Genomic DNA, 19,523 nt, shown 5'->3' on the forward strand with positions numbered 1-19,523 from the left:
GGTCAGGCGGCCTTGCGCAGGGGGTCGGATTGGTCGCGGCCCAGATTCCAGGGCAGCAAGTCTTCGATCCGGTTGATCGGATGCTCGGCGATGCGTGCCAGCACGTCGCGTAGATACGCTTCCGGGTCGAGATCGTTGAGTTTGGCGGTGCCGATCAGGCTGTAGAGGGTCGCCGCGCGATTGCCTCCGGCATCCGAACCGCCGAAGAGGAAATTCTTTCTTCCCAAGGCCACCGCGCGCAGGGCGCGTTCGGCGGCATTGTTGTCGATTTCGATGCGACCGTCGTCTGCGTAGCGGACGAGCGCCTGCCAGTGGTTCAGGCCGTACTGGATCGCCTCGCTGATGCCGGACTTGCGCGACACGCGCCGGCTCTGCGCTTCCAACCAAGCCCGCAAATCCTCCAGTAATGGACGCGCCTGGGCCTGCCGCACCACGCGGCGGATCGGCGGGAGTTCGCCGCGGACGCTCGCTTCGATCGCGTAGAGTTGACCGATCCGCGCGAGCGCCTCGGCAGCGATCGGCGAAGCCTGTGCCCGGTGCACATCGAAGAACTTGCGTCTCAGATGGGCCCAGCAAGCGGCTTCCTGCACCTGCCCAGTCGCATAAATCGCATTGAAACCCGCATAGGCGTCGGCCTGCAGGATGCCGCAGAAGGCGCGAAGATGGCGCTGCGGGTGCTCGCCCTTGCGATTGGGCGAGTACGCGAACCACACCGCCGGAGGGTCATTGCTACCCGCCGGGCGATCGTCGCGTACGTAAGTCCATAACCGGGCAGTCTTGGTCCGTCCTTCGCCGGGCGCGAGCACCGGCAGCGGGGTGTCGTCGGCATGGACCTTGTCGGCGGCGAGCACGTAGCGGCGCAGCGCCTCGACCAAGGGCGCGAGCAGTTGTGCCGATTGCCCGACCCAGTCGGCGAGCGTCGAGCGGTCGAGCTCGATGCCCGAGCGAGCATAGATGGCGCTCTGCCGATACAACGGCAGGTGGTCACAGAACTTGCCCACCAGCACATGCGCGAGCAAGGCCGGCCCGGGCAGTCCGCGTTCGATCGGCCGCGCGGGTGCAGTCGCCTGCACGATGCACTCGCAACGCGAGCAGGCGAGCTTCGGGCGCACGTGCCGGATGACCTTGAAGTGGGCCGGCACGTACTCGAGCATCTCCGAGACGTCCTCGCCGAGCTTCACGAAGGTGCTGCCGCAGTCGGGGCAGTCGCCTTCGGCGGGCGCATGCTCGACCGTCTCACGCGGCAGGTGATCGGGCAAGGGTTTGCGGGCGGGGCGTTTCGGTGACGACGCTGTGCCGGCGGTCGTGTCCGGCGAGACGTCTGCAGCGGCTTCGCGCCGGGCAGTCTCGATGCCCTCAAGGGCGAGTTCGAGCTGGGCGAGCGTGCCGTCTAATTGTTCCGAGCGGCGACCGAACTGCATCCGGCGCAGCTTGGCAATGATGAAGTTCAGGCGCGCGATCTCGGCCTGCTGGGCCGTCACCAGGGCCTTGAGCACAGCCTGGTCATCGGGAAGGGGCGTCGTCGCGTGCATGACGTGAGTCTACGCGATGCCGTGGCGTGTGAACAGCCTCCGGGGGGCGGCATGCTCCGATCTTCAGGCCGCGCAGTCGGGCTGCCAGGTCCGCTCGGGCCGACGCCAGTCGATGCCTTCGAGCAGCATCGACAGCTGCGCTGCGGTCAGATGCACCGCCCCCGCGGTCGCCTGCGGCCAGATGAAGCGCCCCCGTTCGAGGCGCTTCGCGAACAGGCACAGCCCGTCGCCGCTCCACCACAGCAGTTTCACGAGATCGCCCCGCCGCCCGCGGAAGATGAAGACGTGCCCGGAGAACGGGTTCTCAGTGAGCGCCCCTTGCACGATCGCCGCCAGACCGTCCATGCCGCGACGCATGTCGGTCACGCCGGCCACAAGCCAGATGCGCGTGCCTGCCGGCAAGCCAATCATGCCCGCTCGGCCAGACAGTCGAGGACCGTACGCAGTGCGTCGCGACTGACCTCGCCGAGCACCCGCACGGTCGCGCCGCCGATAACGATCTCGAGCGCGGCTGCCGGCTTGACGCTCTTCGACGCCAACTGCAGGCCGACTGTCGGCGACACGGTCATCACCGGCAGCAGTTTCGGCGCTTCACCCACACGCGGCCGAGGGGCCGCGTGATGCGCCGGGCCCGGCTCGCCGAACCACCCGGCACGGTAGTGACGACGCCATTTGAACAGCAGGTTCGCGTTGATGCCGTGTTCGAGGGCGAGCTTAGCCACCGAGACCCCCGGCTCGCAGGCGAGCGCGGCAAGGTGGCGTTTGAAGTCGATCGGGTAGTTCGGCCGCCCCTTGCGGGTCACCCGGGTGATGCTATTCGTGGCCAAAGTGGTCCCCACCAGAAATTTGGTGGGCACCACTCTGGGCGATCCCTGTCACCAACGAAAGACGGTGATGGGCGGACGCTTACCGTGTAGCGCTTACCGAATCGACTGATCGCGTTCGATCATGAATGTATTCAATGTGCACCTATTTGGGGCCTTCGACTCCGGCAGTCGATATTTTCTTCAATACTTCGCCAAGATCCTGAAGTGCCTTTTTGTCGGTTTCGTTCAGTTGATTGGGTGGAGAACACCGGGGATCGCTGAGCTGGAGTGCCCTAATCATCGCTTCTGTCAGGGGGATAGTCTGGCAGCCGTGGTTTTTTCGCAAACGAGATCCCATTGCGGTTTGGCTCGCACGTGGCACGCAAAACAATTTCCACCAAAGCGGTTGACCACATCCGTATAGCCACGTTTTCGGATCTTTGTGCCATTGGCATCAACGTCTAGTTCAAAAAATTCCCAGTCGTGTGTCTGTGGGTTTGTGCCCTTTGGCTGCTTAACCATGGCTTCGCCCGGAATTAACTGAACCACCGAACCCGGCGGATATTTGCCACCTTTATTGGATTTGGCGACAGCAACGGTTTCGCTCAGTGTCCCGGGCAGACTGGCGACGTAAAATCCACGCACCGGTGTCAGTTTTGTGATGCACTGGAAAGAGCTGTCGCCTACAGGGATGGATTCATTCTTGGACTTGTCGGCAAATGCGGGGACGACCAGTACAGTTGAAAGGCAAGACCCAATAGACCCAATAAGAGCTCTCTTTGATTGAACATCATAATTTCCTTTGCAGAGAGAGGTAAGCAATGGCGCCATTCACCTCGATCTTGGCGAACAGCATCCGAAAGCCGCAGGGGCGATGCGCATGCGTCGACGCCATCGACGACCCAGCACCAGCAGTTCGTTAGGCCTCTGGCACTACTGTTCTGTTATCAGCGTGTATGCACTGACAGCACAACGTCGATATTTCCCTTCGTCGCGTTCGAGTACGGGCAGATCTTGTGCGCCTCGGCGACGATTTCCTCGGCATTGGCCTGGTCGACGCCAGCGATGGTCACATCCAGCGCGACGGTCAGGCCGAAGCCGCCACTACCGTTCGGGGCCATGCCCACAGTGGCGACTACCTCAATGTCGTTGTCCCGGACCTTCGTCTCTTTGTTGCGCGTGCCGTGGATGACGGCATTGCCGAAGCAGGCCGCGTAACCCGCCGCGAACAGTTGCTCGGGATTCGTCGCACCGCCTTTGCCCCCAAGCCCAGAAGGCAAGGCTAGTTGCAGGTTCAGCAGACCATCGTCGCTGAGCACAGTGCCGTTGCGGCCTCCGACGGCGGTGACCTTGGTGGAATACAGCACACTCATAATGTTCTCTCCTAAAAGTTGGTTAAGTCCAGAATGTACGCTAGCGATTATATCGCTAGCTAACATAAATGCAATGGCAAGGCTTAGCCATTCAGATCGACATCCCCCGTTGACGGCCAACCTCCCACGACACCCCGCTACCGCGCACCGTCGCGGCGATCTGCTGACCCAACCGCTGCTCGATTACCGGCTTCCACGGTACTAGGCTGAACCCCATGCCGTCATCAAGCATCGCGTAGCGCCCGCTGGCAAACATCATGCTGCGCCGGTAGATACCGCTCACGCGCTGCCCCTCGGACACCGGCCGATGCTCAAGGCCAGTTTCCGCCGCGATGTCCTGCCTAACCTTTACCAGCTCGCGCCCGCGTAGCGTGGCCAATAGATTGCGCGCCAGAATCACGCGGTGGCCGCGCCGCTCGGCTAGCCCTTGCTCGGTCAGAAAATCGGCGCGCTGTTGCAGTGCGTCCTTGGCCTCGCTGCCAAAGCCCAGGTCGCCCAGCCCCTTGCCGCCGCCGATCAACTGCTGATCCAGCCAGGTCGCGCCGATTACGCGGGTCTGCCGCTCGATGGGCAGGTGCGATTTCAGCTCCACTGCGACGCCGCCGCTCAGGCGCTGGACGTCGTATTGGCGGCCTCGCTCGGCCAGGTCGCTGGGCACACGCCAGACGCCCTCGGCGATGCGCTCCACGATGTCGGCGCGACGCAGGGCCTCCAGCCGGCGCACGTGCGCCGCCACCACCTCGCGCGGGTCACGGTCGGGCGTGGCCTGGCCTTGGGCGAGCGCAAGGTGATGGTCGGTGCGATAGATGCCGTCGGCAGCCAGCGCGGCGATGTTCCGGTCGGCAGCGCGCAGGTCGGCCGAGCCTTTCAGCTCCACCACAGCGCCGGTCGGGTATTGCTCCAGTTCCGATCGCGGCGGTAGCGCAACGTAGTGCGCCTTGCCATCGGTCCCGTCGATGACCAGATAGCCTTTGTCATGCAGCTCGTCGGCCACGCCCTTGCCGACCACTCGGCCGACGATGGCGCGGCCTTCCTCGCCGGGCTGGAACACGACCATCTCGCGCTGTTTGCCGCTCATGGAACGTTGCATGGTGCGGATGATGTCGCCGCGCTCGCCCATGGCCCGCAGGGTCGGCTCGGCCTCGGCAAGGATGGCCCAGACACCGGGCTGCTGCTCGGTCGCCAAGCCCATGCGCCGCAAACGCTGCAGACGGCCGATCAGCATCTGCCGCTGGCGTTGCAGCCGGGGTGAGGCCAGCGTCTCCGGCAGGACCAGGCCGTCCACTGCTTCGCGCTGCAAGGTGCGTTCCAATCCCGTCCACCGCTCCTGATCGACTTCGCGTTGCATGGCGCGCTGGATCTCCAACTCGGTGCGCGGCCCCAGCCATTCAGTTGCCAGTTCGGCGGCTCGGCGGCGCATCCCCTCGGCGATGTAGTCGCGGGAGATGATGAGGTCTTTGCCGGTGTCGTCCTTGCCGCGCAGGACGACGTGCGTGTGTGTGGAGCTGTCCCCGTTTGATGGACGCCATCAAGGGCACTGCGGACGCGCTTTCCAGTTGCCGAAAGGGTTGAAAATGAAGTCGTCGATATTGCTTGCAAAGGCTTCGGTCAATTCCATATGGAAGCCGAGCCTTGGCATCAGATCAACGATCCGCTGCGGAGCGAGATGTTCCGGCAGGTTCTCGCGACCGACCAGTTTGCCGAAATCGAGGGAGAAACTGCGCAGATCCTGCACATCCTGTCGCGCCAGCGCCGCCACGGTCGCGGGCATGTCGCGCACCAGCCAGGTGATGTTGTGAATGGCGCGGCCTCGGCGCGCCAGCAATTGCGCCCAGGGGGAGTCCTCTGTCTTCGGGCGGCAGTATTGAAGAACCACATTGCCCAGATTCACATGGACGATATCGAGGGAACCCAGGCTACTGAGAAATTGAGCGAAGCTGCTCTCGACCTTCCCGGAGCCGAACAACCGCTGCAACAGCGCGCAGGGATCGTCCAGATCATCGACGGCGAGTTCGACATGCAAAAGGGGGGACAAATTACCGAACAGCGCATCGCCCGGCGGCTCATCGTCGCCCGCAACCTTCGAACTGCCGCTGGCGCCCTCGATCAGCTCGATGTTGAAGCCGAGACGCTCCATCGTCGCAAACACACAGACCGGCGCCTCGACTGGACCTGTGGCGGCCTGCAACACAATGTCCGAGCGTTCGAGGATGGCGATGCCCTCCTGCGCAAGTTCAGTCACCGCGGACGCCAGGTCCTCGACGAAAAACGCCAAGCCATCAACCTGCGGCCCCTGATCCTTGAGTTGCCGATGAAGTCGTGTGCCCGCCGGCCCCGGCTGGATGAACTGCAGCCGGACGTCACCGAGCCCCGCATGCAATATCCGCGTCGCACTCTCCTGTTGCAAAGATGAAGATACCCGTTTCAACACCGGGGCGTCGAAAACATCGCCGAGCAAGCGCACCGCGGCATCGGCGTCATCCACAATGGCTCTGATATGGCTCAGGGCCGAGAGTCGTACCGACATGTACCCTCCTTTTTCAATCCAGGCCAGCCCGGTGTTCGCCTACCCTGTCGTAGCGTAACGGGGCTGGCGTTTTTCGATGAACGCCATCATGGCTTCGCGGAAATCCTCGCCATGGGCGCACAGGGTCTGGTTGCGGTCTTCCATGGCGATCACCGCTTCCAGGCTCTGGCCGTCGATGGCGTGGCCCAGCGCCTCCTTGGTCAGGCGCAGACCGAGCGGCGAAGCCCTCAACATGTCTTCTATCAGGGCATTGGCTTCCCCATCGAGTTGTTCCGACTCGACCACACGGCTAACCAGCCCCAGTTCGTAAGCGCGCTGCGCATCGATGAAGCGCCCGGTCAGCATGTATTCTGCGGCAACCGAGCTGCCCACCATGCGCGGCAGGAAATAGCTGAGCCCCATGTCGCAGGCGCTGAAGCCGATGCGGATAAACGCAGCGTTCATGCGCAGGCTGGGTGTGGCGATACGCACATCCGTCGCCAGGGCCAGGGCGAATCCACCGCCGCAAGCTGGCCCGTTGAGCAGGCCGATGATCGGTTGCGGGCAGCGGCGCATGGCGATGGCGATGTCGCGGTAGCGGCGGGTCGCCGCCAAGCCCTCCGACACCGAAAGGGTGCCGGCCTGCTCGCCATGCTCGGTCAGATCGAGCCCGGCACAGAAGGCCCGGCCCGCGCCACGCATGACCACGACGCGAATATCCTCGCGGGTGTACAGGCCGATGAACAAGGATCCCAGTTCATCGACCAGTTCGAGGTTCAGTGCATTCAGTACCTGTGGCCGGTTCAGCGTGACCCAGAGTACCGGCCCCCGCTGCTCCAAATCGAGACAGTTGTAGTTCATATCTGTCAGCCTCCATAGCCGGTTTGCTGCTCAAATCGTGCGCCTGGCCTTGTCGGCGGCATTGCGTTCGTCGATCAACTGGCGGGTGCGGCGCCAATCCTCGTCGGTCAAGCTGGTCAGCTTGGCGAAGTTGCCGCCGGTCGCCGGATACAGCCCGCCGTCGATCACGATGGTTTCGCCATTGATGTAGTCGGAGCCCGGCGCCATCAGGTAGACCGCCAGATTCGCCAGTTCGGACATCTGCCCGACGCGCCGCATGGGCACATCGTCGCCGGGTTTGGCCGCCCCGGTGGGATCGAGCCTGGCGGCGGCGCTCTCGGTGGGGAAAACGCCCGGCGCGATGGCGTTGATGCGTATGCCGCGGCCGCCCCATTCGACCGCCAGGGATTGCGTCATCGCATTCAGGCCGGCCTTCGACATGGCGGACGGAACCGTGAACGCCGAACCGTTCCAGACCCAGGTGACCACCATGGACAGGACATTGCCGCGCCGTCCCGCCGCCAGCCAGCGTTTGCCGCATTCCAGCGTGACGTAGAAGGAACCGTGGAAGACGATATTGGCGATCGCGTCGAAGGCCCGCGGAGACAAATCCTCGGTGCGGCTGACGAAGTTCCCGGCGGCGTTGTTGATCAGGCCAGTCAACGGTCCGCCGCCGTCCCAGATGCTGTCGAGCATGGCGGCGATGGCCTCGGGCTGGCGAATGTCGCAGGCCAGGCCCACCACCTTGCCGCCATGCTGCGCCATCAGTTCGGCAGCGGTCTGTTCGACCACGGCGCCACGACGTCCGCAGAGGTAGACCTCGCTGCCCAGCAGCAGAAAGGCTTCGGCCATCACCCGCCCCAGCCCCGTCCCGCCACCGGTGACCAGGATGCGTTGCCCGCGCATCAGCCCCGGTTTGAACATCAAGTCGTCAAGCAACATCGCTACTTCCTTTCATCGCCTGGATCAACGCACGAAGACGGGCGCACGCTTCTCGAAGAACGCCTTCACGCCCTCCCTGAAGGCGGGTGCGTCCAGCAGTTCGCGCTGCCGGTCACGTTCGTAGCCGAGCTGGGCCCCCAGGCCCTGGCCGTCAGCCGCGTCCAGTGCGCGACGCGCTTCGAGGGCTCTATGCGGCGGCGCCTGGGCCAGCCGTCCTGCAATATTCCTCGCCTCACCCATCAGCTCAGCGTCGTCTACACAGGCCCAGACCAATCCCCACTCCTGTGCTTTCTCGGCTGGCAATCGGTCGCCCAGCAGCAGCAGGCCAAGACTGCGCGCCCGCCCGACCTGGCGCGGCAGGAACCAAGTGGCGCCCATGTCCGGCACAATGCCCAGACGCGGCAGAAACGGCGTAAGGAAATAGGCCGAGCGCGCGGCAATCACGATGTCCGCCGCCAGCGCCAGCGCCAATCCCCCGCCCGCGGCGACGCCATTCACGGCGGCTACCACCGGTAGAGGAAACTGCTGCAATGCCAGAATGAGCGGATTGGCGACCGCGTCCATGGTCGCCGCGGCACGCTCGCCGAGGGACATGCCATCGACATCGACTGCATCCATTTTCCCGAGATCGGCGCCGGAGCAGAACGCCTGCCCCGCTCCGGTGAGAATCAATGCCCGCACCTCATCGTGCGCGCGCAGCCGATCCAGCGCCTCGACCATTTCCCGCAGGGTCGCCTCCGACAGGCTGTTCCGGCTGCCGGGGTGGTTCAGCGTCAGCGTTGCGACATGACCGGAAACATCCACATTGATCGTCGCAAAGCTCATGGCTGCGCCTCCTCAGGATGGCGATCAGGATTCGAGGGGGTGAGCGCGTTCAGCAGCTCCGACACGTCCCCGACCTGGTCGAGATCCGTGCACAGCTCGACGAGCCTGTTCAGCTTCGCCTCCGTCAGCGGCACCGCGGCATAGGCCGCGCATTTCGATAGCTTGCGGCCCAGGTCGTCCCAGCTCATCGGATTCCTGGTGTGGCCGAGCACATAGGGCGTGCGCTGCCGGAACACCTGCCCGTCCTGCAGCGTGATCTCGACGGTGAAGCCCTCGAACTGCTCCTTGATCCCGGGATCGAACTCGACGGCGATCTTCTGCATCAGGGCCCGCTTGTCTGGCCGATTGACTTCCTCGATCGTGAAATCGCCGAGGAAAACGTCGCCACCGATGATCGCCGTCGCCACCGTGTAAGGCGTGCTGTACAGCGCCTCGCCCACGGTTTTCGGGTTCCATTTCGCTTCCCGAGGCTCGACGGTCATCCGCGCCCCTTCGCTGCCGATGCACAGGACGCTGGCGATGTCCCGGTAATCGAGCCGGTTGAGCCGCATGACCTCGATGGCGCCGGCGATGAACGAATGGGTGAACTTGCAGGCCGAATAGGGCTTCATCGACAAGCCTTCGGCATAGATCCAGCGCTTACCGAGATCTTCGGTCAGGACTTCCGGACGGACGTCGCTCCAGCCGATATGCCGGAACGAGCCGCCGGGCACGCCGAGGAAAATCCCCTTCGGCCCGGTCACGCCCTTGCGCGACAGCAGCGCCGCCTTGATCGCGGTCTCGCCAGCAAAGGAATGCTGGACCCGCGCCATCTGCGTGCCCTCGGCGTACTTCTGCATTTCCGACATGCCGTGATTCGAATAGGCGATCCCCAGGGCATTCCAGGTTTCCTCGACGCTCAGGCCGAGCAGCCGCGATACCGAGGCCGTGGCGCAGAGAGGGCCCATGTACTCGCCCGGCACGCCAAAAGAAGCATGAGCAGTGCCGTTCATTGCCGTATTGACCCGGACGCTCAATTCACCGCCGGTAATATAGGCGGTGAGAAATTCCCGGCCAGTGACCGGCTTGCCGGCGATGCCCAGCGCGGCCAGCATGGCGGGGACGTTCCATTCGGTGACGTGGCCGCCGGTTTCATGCACGTCGCCCATGTCGATGCCACGGGCCATGACGCCGTTGGCGAACGCCGCCAGCGGCGCCGGCACCCGCTGGCCATGGACGAGGATCGGGCTTTGCGGCGCGCCGCTCCACTCCACCACCTGACGCACGATCTGTGGGCTGACTTCCCAGTTGGAGCCGGCGATGGTGACGGCCAGGGTGTCGAGAATGGCCCTTTTCGCCAGTTCGACCACCGCCGTGGGGATATCCTCGAATGCCGTGGTGACCACCATCTCGGCCAGCTTACCGGCGGGGTCCTGTTCAGGCCTGATCGGTTCGAATGCGTTCATCGGCTTCTCTCCATAGCTGTGTTTGCAGCGGGCCGGCGGCACCCGCGACTAGCGGGGTTGTCGCGGGGAGGCGACGCTGACCATCATTTTTCCGCGATTGCGCCCTTCGAGCAGATCGATCAAGGCCTGGGGCGCGTTCTCCAACCCATCCACGGTCTGCACCGGTGCTTTCAATTTGCCGCTGCGAAGCAGTTCCAGGAATCCGGACTCCACGTTCGGGCGCCGATGCAGATGGTCGAAAACGACGAAACCCTGCATCCGGATGCGCTTGGCCACCAACACGCCAGGAACGCCGCGGGGTCCTTCACCCCAATCGTCCTGGTTGTACTGGGAAACCGAGCCGCAACAGGCCACGCGGCCGTGGGCATTCATGCGGGCAAGCACCGCAGCGAGGATCTCGCCACCGGTGTTGTCGAAATAGACGTCGATGCCTTCGGGGCACGCCGCCTGCAACTGCCCGTCCAGATCGCCCGATTTGTAATCGACGGCCGCGTCCGCGCCCAACTCCTCGACCAGCCACTGGCCCTTGGCGGCACCGCCAGCGATCGCCACGACACGGCAGCCGGCCAGCTTCGCCAGTTGCACGGCGACGCAGCCGGTCGCTCCTCCGGCGCCGGACACCACCACGGTCTCGCCGGGCCGCGGCCTTGCCACCTCAAACAGGCCCACATGCGCCGCGAAGCCGGTCAGGTTCAGTACCCCCACCAGCCATTCAAGTGGTATCCCGGCCTGCCGCCGGCGAACCGCCCCGGGCGCGACAACGGCATAATCCTGCCAGCCGAAGTCACCATCCACGATGTCGCCGGGCGTGAAGCCCTCGCTGCGCGATTCCACTACCTCGGCGAGCCCGTAGGAAGCCATCACCTCGCCCGGCTGCAAGCGCGGCCGGTAGGTATCGGTCATCATCCAGGCACGTTGCCCCGGCGACACCGAAGCAACCAGTACGCGCACCAGAAGCTGGCCGGCCCCGGCTGTGGGTAGCGCAACCTCCCGCATTTCGAAATGTTCGACGCCCACGGCATCTTGCGGGCGCTGCTTGTAGATCCACTGCCGATTGACGCCGGTCGGAGCCATCTCAACCTACCCGCACCATCATCTTGCCCCGGTTCTTTCCGTGGAGCAGGTCGATCAGGGCCTGGGGCGCGTTCTCGAGTCCTTCGACGACATCCATCGGCGTCTTGAGCTGACCGCTGCGGATCCAGTTCGCCAGGACTTTCTCGGCTGCCTTGCGCTGCTTGTAGAAATCCATCACCAGGAAGCCTTCCATGCGGATGCGCTTGGCCACCAGCACGCCCGGCACGCCGCGCGGACCGCCGCCCCATTCCGCCTGGTTGTACTGCGACACCGCGCCGCAACAGGCAACGCGGCCATGGGTATTCATCAGCGCCAGCGCCATCTCGAGGATTTCGCCGCCGGTATTGTCGAAGTACACGTCCACTCCGTTCGGACACGCCGCCTTCAAGGCCTCGTACAAATTGCCGGCCTTGTAGTCGACGGCAGCATCGACACCCAGCTCTTCCTCGAGCCAGCGGCACTTCTCGGCGCCGCCGGCGATGCCGACCACGCGGCAGCCGGCGAGCCGGGCGATCTGCACCGCGATGCAGCCCACCGCACCGGCCGCGCCGGAAACCACGACGGTTTCCCCCGGCCGCGGATCGCCCACATCGAGCAGGCCGAAGAACGCGGTGAGACCGGTGATGCCGAGAACACCAACCAGGTGCTCCAGCGTCTGATCCTTATCCCGCCGCCGGACGCTTTCCGGCGTGACGACAGCAAAATCCTGCCAGCCCAGGTCGCCGTCCACCAGATCGCCGGGGGCCAGCCCGGGGGTATTGGATTCCACGACCTCGCCGATGCCGAAAGCCGCCATGACCTCGCCGGGCTGCAATTGCGGCCGGTAGGTCCGGGTCATCATCCAGGCGCGCTGCGCCGGATCGACCGACAGCGCGCGCAGGCGGACCAAGGCCTGACCAGGGCCGAGAGTCGGGATTGCCGCCTCGCGCCACTGGAAGTGTTCAAGTCCGACAGCCCCGCTCGGGCGCTGCGCGTAAATCCATTGGCGATTGATTTCTGTTGTTGGCATCTGATGCGTCCTTGATCGTGCGGGCGTTCATGGCCCACGTGTTCAACCCGACAGGCCTTCCGCCTTGCCGATGATTTCCTTCATGATCTCGTTGGTGCCACCGAAGATCCGCATGATCCGCGCATCCGCCCAGGCGCGGGCGATCGGGAATTCGGTCATGTAGCCGTAGCCGCCGAAGAGTTGCAGGCACTGGTCCATGACCCGCCCCTGCAGATCCGTGCACCACCATTTCGCCATCGCCGCCTGCTCCGCGGTCAGTTCGTGTTTCAGGTGGAGGCCGGTGCATCGATCGATGAAGACCTGGGCAATCTCGACTTCCGTCCGGATGCCCGCAAGCACCTGGCGCGAGTGCTGGAAGGTACCAATGGGCTTGCCGAAGGCGACGCGCTCCTTGACGTAGGCAAGCGTCCACTCCAGCGCGGCCCGGGAGGCGGCTACGGCCGAATTGGCAATACTGAGGCGTTCCTGGGGCAGGTTCGTCATCATGTGCACGAAGCCCTGGTTTTCCGTGCCGATCAGGTTGCTTCTCGGTACCCGCACATCGTTAAAGAACAACTCGGCGGTATCTTGGGAATGCTGGCCCAGCTTTTCCAGATTGCGGCCGCGCTCGAAGCCCGCCATGCCGCGTTCGATGACGAGCAGGCTGATGCCGCCATGACGATTCGAAACGTCGGTCTTGACCGCAGTCAGCACCAGGTCGGCGTTGATGCCATTGGTGATGAAGGTCTTCGAACCGTTCACCACGTAGGCATCGCCGTCGAGACGCGCCGTCGTGCGCAGGGCCGCCAGATCGGAGCCGCCGCTGGGCTCGGTCATGGCAATCGCAGTGACGAGCTTGCCGGCGACCATGCCGGGGAACCAGCGCCGCTTTTGCTCCTCATTGGTGTAATCCAGGAAGTAAGGCAGGGCGACGTCATTCACCAGGGCAATGCCCGAGGCCAGGGAGGTCATCCCAAGGGCGAGGCATTCCTCGGTGAGCACGATGCTGAAGCGGAAATCGGCCAAGCCCTGGCCACCATACGCTTCCGGAACCGCCATGCACAGATAGCCTGCCTCGCCCAAGGCTTCGAACAGGGCATGGGGGATGATGCCGTCGCGCTCCCACTGTTCATAATGCGGCTGGACTTCCTTGACAAGAAAACGGCGAAAACCATTACGAACCGCCTCGTGGTCCTCGTCGAAAAGCTCACGTTTGAAGCGGTTGTTGTTTTCCCTAGCCATTCAGTCTCTCCCTTCGCCGGCGTACATCGCATCGATCTCGTCTGCATACTGCTTCAAGATGGCCCGACGCCGCAGCTTCATGGTCGCCGTCACCGCCTCGGATCCCGGCAACCATTCGCCACCGACGATATGGAACTTCTTGATCTGCTCGACACGAGCCAATTGCTCGTTGGCCCGCGCCACTTCGGCCTCGACCTCGACCAGCACTTCCGGGTTGCGGCACAGGGCGTCGATGTCCAGCCCGCCCAAGCCATGCTCCGCGGCCCAGGCGCTCAGATAGGCGGAATCGAGGGTGAGCAGGGCAGCGTTGTAGTTGCGGCCATCCCCCACAACGATGGCTTGGGAAATGAAGTTGCCCGCACCGGTCAGCGCCCCTTCGATATTCGACGGCGACATGTTCTTGCCGAACGAATTGATGATGATGTCCTTCTTGCGATCAACGATGCGGAAATAGCCGTCGGCGTCCATGGTCCCGATGTCGCCGGTGTGCAGCCAGCCGTCGGCATCCGTGATCGCGGCGGTGGCCTCCGGTTGCTTGCGGTAGCCGCGCATGATCCCTGCGTGGCGGATAAGGATTTCGCCGTCGTCGGCGAGTTTGACCTCGACCCCTGGCTGCGCCTTGCCCACCGTACCGATGCGAACCTTGCCCTTCGGGCTGCGCGTACCGAGCGCCGCCGACTCGGTCATGCCGTAGGCCTCATCCAGGGGCAGGCCGATGGCATGGAAGAACTCGACCAGGGCAATCGGCGCCATGGCACCGCCGGAACCGACGAACAGCCCTTCCGCATCGAGGCCCAGGGCCTTCCTCACCGGGCCGAAGAAGCGGGCGTCGTCTGCCGCGACGGCTTCGGCCAAGGCCGTCGGCACCGGCTTCTCCGCCTGCTCCAAGCGCACCTTCTCGAGCGATCGCTGCAGCGCCTCATGCACCGCCTGGCGGGCGTCCTCGGGCAGCGCGGCCCACTGCTTTTCGATGCCGAGCTTGATTTTTTCCCACAGCCGCGGCGGCGAAAAGAAGATATGGGGATGAACCTGCTTGACCGCCGCCATGATGTTCATCGGGTCGTCGCAGAAGGTGATCGTGCAACCGTTGAGCAGGGGCAGGTAGTGTCCGGCCACCCGTTCGGTGGTATGGGCGGTCGGCAGCCAGGACAGGATTCTTTGTCCGGGGAAGAAGCGCAGCCAGTGCTCGACGATGGTGGCGAAGGCGATCACGCTGGAGTGAGGCAGTTCGACGCCCTTGGCCGGCCCGGTGGTGCCCGAAGTATAGACGATGGTCGCCAGATCGTCGGGGCGCACCGCCGCGACCGATGCTTCGAAATCGAATCCCTCGGCACCGCCTTTTTCCACATCGGACCAGTCGATGATTCCCGCGCCGCCGCCGCCTTCGAGCAGGACGACGGTGGCGAGCGTCGGCCAGTCTTTCTGAGCGCCCCGGATCTGATTGAGGAAAGCCCGCTCGCAGAGAACGATCCGGGCGTCCGAATTGTCCAGCAAGGGCACGATCTGCGCTGCCGGCAAGGTGGCATAGAGCGAGAAAGGTGTCGCGCCCAAAGCCATGATGGCCAGATCGGCGAACAGGAACTCCGGCCGGTTCTTCAACATCAGTGCCACCGTATCGCCATGGCGAACACCAATACGACTCAAGCCCGCGGCCAATGCTTCGACACGCTCACGAACCTGACGCCAGGTCAGACGCGTCTTCCCGTCCAGGCTGTCGACGGCGATCAGGTCGCCGTACTGCTCGACGGTACGAAGGAAGCCCTTGATGACCGTATCCGGGTGTCGGGGTGGGATGGAGGCAGCCGCCGTCTTATGCAGATCGGGGGAATGTTCCATGACGTCTCCTTTAATTATCGTTTGCCTTTCGGCAGGCATGAACAATCAGGCGCCCGTCATTATGGCGCCGTCGCGGCCGGCACTTCTTCAAGTCCCGGCCGCCATCGATTCGCTCAAAGCTCTTCAGCCTGCCGACGGCCCCTTACACCGATACTCGGTTGCGGTAGTTGCCGAAGGCGGGGGCGCGTTTCTCGGCGAATGCAACCACGCCCTCCTTGGCTTCGGCCGTGTCGCCGAAATTGATCAGGCCGGTCGACGCGAGGCTGCCCGTGGCGACGAAGTGCTCGGTGTCGGTATTCAGCGATTGCTTGAGGAAGCGCAACGTGGTGGGCGACATGACGAGCATCTCGTCCGCCCACTTGCGCACCTCCGCCTTCAGTTGCGCCGCGGGTACGACGGCATTGACCAGACCCCAGCGCTCCGCAGTGGCGGCGTCGTATTGCCGGCACATGAACCAGATTTCCCGGGCCCGCTTCTCGCCGACGATGCGAGCCAGCAGCCCAGTGCCCCAGCCCGCGTCGAAGGATCCAACGCGCGGCCCGTTCTGGCCGAAGCGCGCATGGTCAGCGGCGATGGAGATATCGCACAGCACGTGCAGCACGTGGCCGCCGCCGATGGCCAAGCCGTTAACCGCGGCGATCACCGGCTTGGGAATGTCGCGGATGACGCGCTGCAGGGCCAGGATTTCGAACAGCCCGCTCTCCGACTTGCCGTAGCTGCCGGTTTCAGCCCGTTCCTTCTGATCGCCGCCGGCACAGAAGGCACGATCACCGGCACCGGTGAGGCAGACGACGCCGACTTCGGGATCGGCCCAGGCGCGCTTGAAGGATTTGACCAGTTCATCCACCGTTTCGGCGCGGAAGGCGTTCATGCGCTTTTCGCGGTTGATGGTGATGGTGGCCAGACCGTTGTCGACTTCATAGGTGATGTCTTTGAGTTCCATGGTATTTCCTCTTTCATTAGACAGATTGAACGCCGTCCGGCAGGGGCAGGACGGATTGATGAGAAAGATGCTCAGTGCAATGCCAGTACCTCGGCCATCCGTTCCCGATAACTGCGCGGCGAACCGAACAATTCGAGATTGAGCTTGGCCCGCTTGTAGAACAGCTGCAGGTCGTGCTCCCAGGTGTAGCCAATGGCCCCGTGCAGCAACAACGCCCGATCCGCCGTGCGCACGGCGGCTTCAGTGGCGAACGCCTTGGCGATCCAGGCATGGAGCACGCCGTCAGCCTGCCCTTCCTGCAAGGCCCAGGCGGCGTAATAGACGCCGGAGTGGGCGGCTTCGATGTCGACCAAGGCCTCGGCGGCGGCATGCTTGACCGCCTGAAAGGAAGCAACCGGTACGCCGAACTGGACCCGCTGGCCGACGTACTCCACGGTCAGGTCGAGCATGCGCCGGGCCAGCCCCAGAGACTCGGCGGCGACCAGCAGCGCGATGACCGCGTTGGCTTCCCGCGCGCCTTCGCCGCTCAGGCTGCCGATGCGGATGCCTTTCGCCTGCTGCAGGCGTACGTCACCGAAGCGGCGAGTGCGATCGATCATCCGGCGGGGCTTGATATCGACGCCCGATTTCACATCCGGCAGGAGCCAGAGGTCCAGGCCATCGCCGGTGGGTAGCGGAAGCAAGAGATGGCTGGCCCCAGGCGCTTCCAGCACCATCGGAATCACACCCGACAGACGATCGCCGGCCACCTGCACCTGGAGCGCCCCCTGGTCGGCCGGCCGGCCGGCGGGAACGCACAGGGCCCCGCCCCCCCCGCCATCGAGCACTTCGCGCAGAAACTCGGCGCCCCCAGGAAGCCGTGCGGCAAAACCAAGTACCCCGCCGGCACCGGCCAGCAGAACGCCGCTGGGCGCAACGGCCCGCCCCAGTTCCTCGAACATCAGGGCCTGCTCGACCCGGCCGCCGCCCTGGCCGCCAAGCTCCTCGGCAACGCCGATACCCATCCAGGCATTGCGGACCGCGAATGCGTCGAAAGGCGACAAGTCCGCCGCATCGACCCAGCGTCGAATCTTGTCCAGCCCCGCTTCACGCTGCATGGCGACGCGGATCGCGTCGCGCAGCATTTCCTGTTCTTCGTTGAAAGCGAATCGCATCACATGCTCCATTCAGTCGCGCGGCATGCCGAGGACACGTTCGGCCAGGATGTTGCGCTGGATGAAGGTGGTACCGCCGGCAATGCTGGTGCCCCGGGCCTGGTAGGCCAGGCGCAGCCATTTGGCCCGGGCCGGATCCGTATCGGCCGGTTCTTCCTGCCCTTCGATGCCGATCACCGAAAGCGCGAAATCGCAGATTTCCTCCACCAGCGGCGTCGTGAACAGCTTGGCGGTGGACGCCTCGGGGCCGGGCGCCCCGCCCTCGGCGAGGGTGCTCAAGATGCGTTTTCCGGTGAGGCGCTGCAGGGTCATCCGCGTATAGAGCTCGGCCAGGCGTTGCCGCACGAAGGCATCCCGGCCCAGCGGCAGGCCGTCAGCACCCCGGGCGTCCCGCACCAGCGCGATCAACTCGTCGAGCAGGCGCAGCGTATTGACCCGCCCGGTGGCGATCGCCGCGCGCTCGTAGCCCAGCGTGGACATGGCAACCTTCCAGCCGCCGCCCAACTGACCGACCAGCAGATCTCCCGGCACATGGGCGCCGTCGAGAAACACTTCGTTGAACTCGGCGCCGCCCAGCATCTGGCGCAGCGGGCGCACGTCAACGCCAGGCTGGCGCATGGGCAGGATGAAAAAGCTGATGCCGCGATGACGCTCCCCTTCGCCGGTGCGTGCCAGGAGGATGGCGTATTCGGCCACCTGGGCGGCGCTGGTCCACACCTTTTGGCCTTCGATACGCCAGCCTTCGCCATCACGCGTCGCACGGGTGGTGAGGGCCGCCAGATCGGAACCAGCCCCCGGCTCGGAGAAGAGCTGACACCAGAGATCTTCTCCGGTCAGGATGCGATCGAGAAAACGCGTCTTCTGGGCGGCAGTGCCGTGTTCGATCAAGGTCGGTCCGGCAAAGCCGGCGCCGATCACGTCGAGCCGGTCGGGCGCGCCGGCCCGATCGCACTCTTCGTAGAAGATGGCTTGCTGCAACACGCTCGCGCCGCGACCGCCATATTCGCGCGGCCAGGCCAGTCCCGCATAGCCGGCCTCATACAGGCGGCGCTGCCAGGGGCGCCACCATTCGACCCGCTCCTCGAGTTTGTCCGGCGCCGGCCCCAGGCGCGGCACCTCACTCTCCAGCCAGGCCCGCACCGTCTCGCGGAAAGCGGCGTCCTCCGCAGCGTCACGGAAATCCATGCTTCAGCATCCTTTCCAGATTGGCGTGCGCTTTTCGGCAAAAGCCCGGGCGCCTTCGCGTGCGTCTTCGGTTTCAAGAGCTGGCAGGCCCAGTCGATCCTGCAACTCCCAACCGCCTTCTTCGTCCAGATCCTGGGCGCCGCGCACAATCGCCTTGGATGCCTTGACCGCCAGCGGCGCGTTGCGCGCCACTCGGCGCGCCAGGGCCAGCGCCTGTTCCAGGGCCTCGCCGGGCTCGCACAGTTCATTCACCAGACCGATCTCATAGGCGCGCTCGGCGCTGATGTAATCGCCGGTAATGGCCAAGTACATCGCCACCTGGTAGGGAATCCGCTTGGGCAGCCGGATCAACCCGCCCGCCGCCGCCACCAAGCCACGCTTGGGTTCCGGCACACCCAGCTTGGCGCCGCGCGCCGCCACGATCAGGTCGCAGGACAGGGCGATTTCCAGCCCGCCGGCGACCGCGAAGCCCTCGATCGCCGCGATCAGCGGCTTTTCCGGCGGCTTGCGCGTCACCCCGGCAAAGCCCCGCTCCGTTGCCGGCACGTCACCGCGCAGATAGGCCTTGAGATCCATACCCGCACAGAAGGCGTCGCGGCTACCGGTGATGACTCCGATACGCAGCGCCGGATCGGCATCAAGTTCGTCCATGGCGGCGGAAACGCCGCGCGCCAGCGCCTCGTTTACTGCGTTGCTATCCGCCGCGCGGTTTAAGCGGACGATCAGCACTCCATCGTCGCGCGTCACGCAAACCGGTGCCTCGTCAAGTACGGGAGCATTCATGTTGAGCATTTCCTTTCGGTAAGATCGGGGGCTGGATGAGTTCTGATTA

19 protein-coding genes are annotated in these 19,523 nt (G+C 64.5%); all 19 read right to left on the reverse strand.

Annotation, left to right across the window (positions count from 1 at the left end; all coding sequences use genetic code 11):
* Positions 1-2: 2 nt before the first annotated feature.
* Positions 3-1,532: an IS66 family transposase gene (gene tnpC / locus AzCIB_RS12270; protein WP_050415269.1), complete on the reverse strand. Its 1,530-nt coding sequence runs from the start codon at positions 1,530-1,532 to the stop codon at positions 3-5.
* 63 nt (positions 1,533-1,595) lie between these two features.
* Positions 1,596-1,943, reverse strand: a complete 348-nt coding sequence (gene tnpB / locus AzCIB_RS12275; protein ID WP_050415268.1) for an IS66 family insertion sequence element accessory protein TnpB — start codon at positions 1,941-1,943, stop codon at positions 1,596-1,598.
* Positions 1,940-2,359: an IS66-like element accessory protein TnpA gene (gene tnpA, locus AzCIB_RS12280; RefSeq protein WP_083446906.1), complete on the reverse strand. Its 420-nt coding sequence runs from the start codon at positions 2,357-2,359 to the stop codon at positions 1,940-1,942. The genes tnpB and tnpA overlap by 4 nt, the downstream gene beginning before the upstream one ends.
* Before the next feature lie 288 nt (positions 2,360-2,647).
* A complete protein-coding gene (locus AzCIB_RS24240) occupies positions 2,648-3,169 on the reverse strand; it encodes a hypothetical protein (protein WP_157058491.1) in 522 nt (173 codons plus the stop codon).
* 116 nt (positions 3,170-3,285) lie between these two features.
* The gene (locus tag AzCIB_RS12285) at positions 3,286-3,711 is read right to left on the reverse strand and encodes an organic hydroperoxide resistance protein (protein ID WP_050416155.1); all 426 of its coding nucleotides are present in this window, start codon (positions 3,709-3,711) and stop codon (positions 3,286-3,288) included.
* A 91-nt stretch (positions 3,712-3,802) separates the two neighbouring features.
* Complete coding sequence (locus tag AzCIB_RS12290; protein ID WP_198149526.1) at positions 3,803-5,131, reverse strand: DUF3363 domain-containing protein; 1,329 nt, start codon at positions 5,129-5,131, stop codon at positions 3,803-3,805.
* A 108-nt stretch (positions 5,132-5,239) separates the two neighbouring features.
* Positions 5,240-6,238, reverse strand: a complete 999-nt coding sequence (locus AzCIB_RS12295) for a VOC family protein (protein ID WP_083446995.1) — start codon at positions 6,236-6,238, stop codon at positions 5,240-5,242.
* Positions 6,239-6,277: 39 nt separating this feature from the next.
* A complete protein-coding gene (locus AzCIB_RS12300) occupies positions 6,278-7,078 on the reverse strand; it encodes an enoyl-CoA hydratase/isomerase family protein (protein WP_050416157.1) in 801 nt (266 codons plus the stop codon).
* Positions 7,079-7,108: 30 nt separating this feature from the next.
* Entirely contained in the window at positions 7,109-7,999 is an 891-nt protein-coding gene (locus AzCIB_RS12305) for an SDR family oxidoreductase (RefSeq protein ID WP_050416158.1), read from the reverse strand.
* Between the two features lie 24 nt (positions 8,000-8,023).
* Entirely contained in the window at positions 8,024-8,824 is an 801-nt protein-coding gene (locus AzCIB_RS12310; protein ID WP_050416159.1) for an enoyl-CoA hydratase-related protein, read from the reverse strand.
* Positions 8,821-10,269, reverse strand: coding sequence for an MmgE/PrpD family protein (locus AzCIB_RS12315; protein ID WP_050416160.1), 1,449 nt, complete (start codon positions 10,267-10,269; stop codon positions 8,821-8,823). Before AzCIB_RS12315 ends, AzCIB_RS12310 begins: the two co-directional genes overlap by 4 nt.
* A gap of 48 nt (positions 10,270-10,317) precedes the next feature.
* Complete coding sequence (locus AzCIB_RS12320; RefSeq protein ID WP_050416162.1) at positions 10,318-11,343, reverse strand: NADP-dependent oxidoreductase; 1,026 nt, start codon at positions 11,341-11,343, stop codon at positions 10,318-10,320.
* Between the two features lies 1 nt (position 11,344).
* Positions 11,345-12,352 (reverse strand): NADP-dependent oxidoreductase, encoded by a 1,008-nt coding sequence (locus AzCIB_RS12325; RefSeq protein WP_050416163.1) that lies wholly within the window; start codon positions 12,350-12,352, stop codon positions 11,345-11,347.
* Between the two features lie 42 nt (positions 12,353-12,394).
* Positions 12,395-13,573: an acyl-CoA dehydrogenase family protein gene (locus AzCIB_RS12330; protein ID WP_050416164.1), complete on the reverse strand. Its 1,179-nt coding sequence runs from the start codon at positions 13,571-13,573 to the stop codon at positions 12,395-12,397.
* Positions 13,574-15,409, reverse strand: coding sequence for an AMP-dependent synthetase/ligase (locus AzCIB_RS12335; RefSeq protein WP_050416165.1), 1,836 nt, complete (start codon positions 15,407-15,409; stop codon positions 13,574-13,576).
* A gap of 142 nt (positions 15,410-15,551) precedes the next feature.
* A complete protein-coding gene (locus AzCIB_RS12340) occupies positions 15,552-16,352 on the reverse strand; it encodes an enoyl-CoA hydratase-related protein (RefSeq protein ID WP_050416166.1) in 801 nt (266 codons plus the stop codon).
* A 71-nt stretch (positions 16,353-16,423) separates the two neighbouring features.
* Positions 16,424-17,506, reverse strand: coding sequence for an acyl-CoA dehydrogenase family protein (locus AzCIB_RS12345; protein ID WP_050418357.1), 1,083 nt, complete (start codon positions 17,504-17,506; stop codon positions 16,424-16,426).
* Between the two features lie 12 nt (positions 17,507-17,518).
* Entirely contained in the window at positions 17,519-18,691 is a 1,173-nt protein-coding gene (locus AzCIB_RS12350; protein ID WP_050416167.1) for an acyl-CoA dehydrogenase family protein, read from the reverse strand.
* A 3-nt stretch (positions 18,692-18,694) separates the two neighbouring features.
* Positions 18,695-19,474, reverse strand: coding sequence for a crotonase/enoyl-CoA hydratase family protein (locus AzCIB_RS12355; protein WP_050418358.1), 780 nt, complete (start codon positions 19,472-19,474; stop codon positions 18,695-18,697).
* Between the last annotated feature and the right edge of the window lie 49 nt (positions 19,475-19,523).

This window comes from Azoarcus sp. CIB (assembly GCF_001190925.1).
GTDB lineage: Bacteria > Pseudomonadota > Gammaproteobacteria > Burkholderiales > Rhodocyclaceae > Aromatoleum.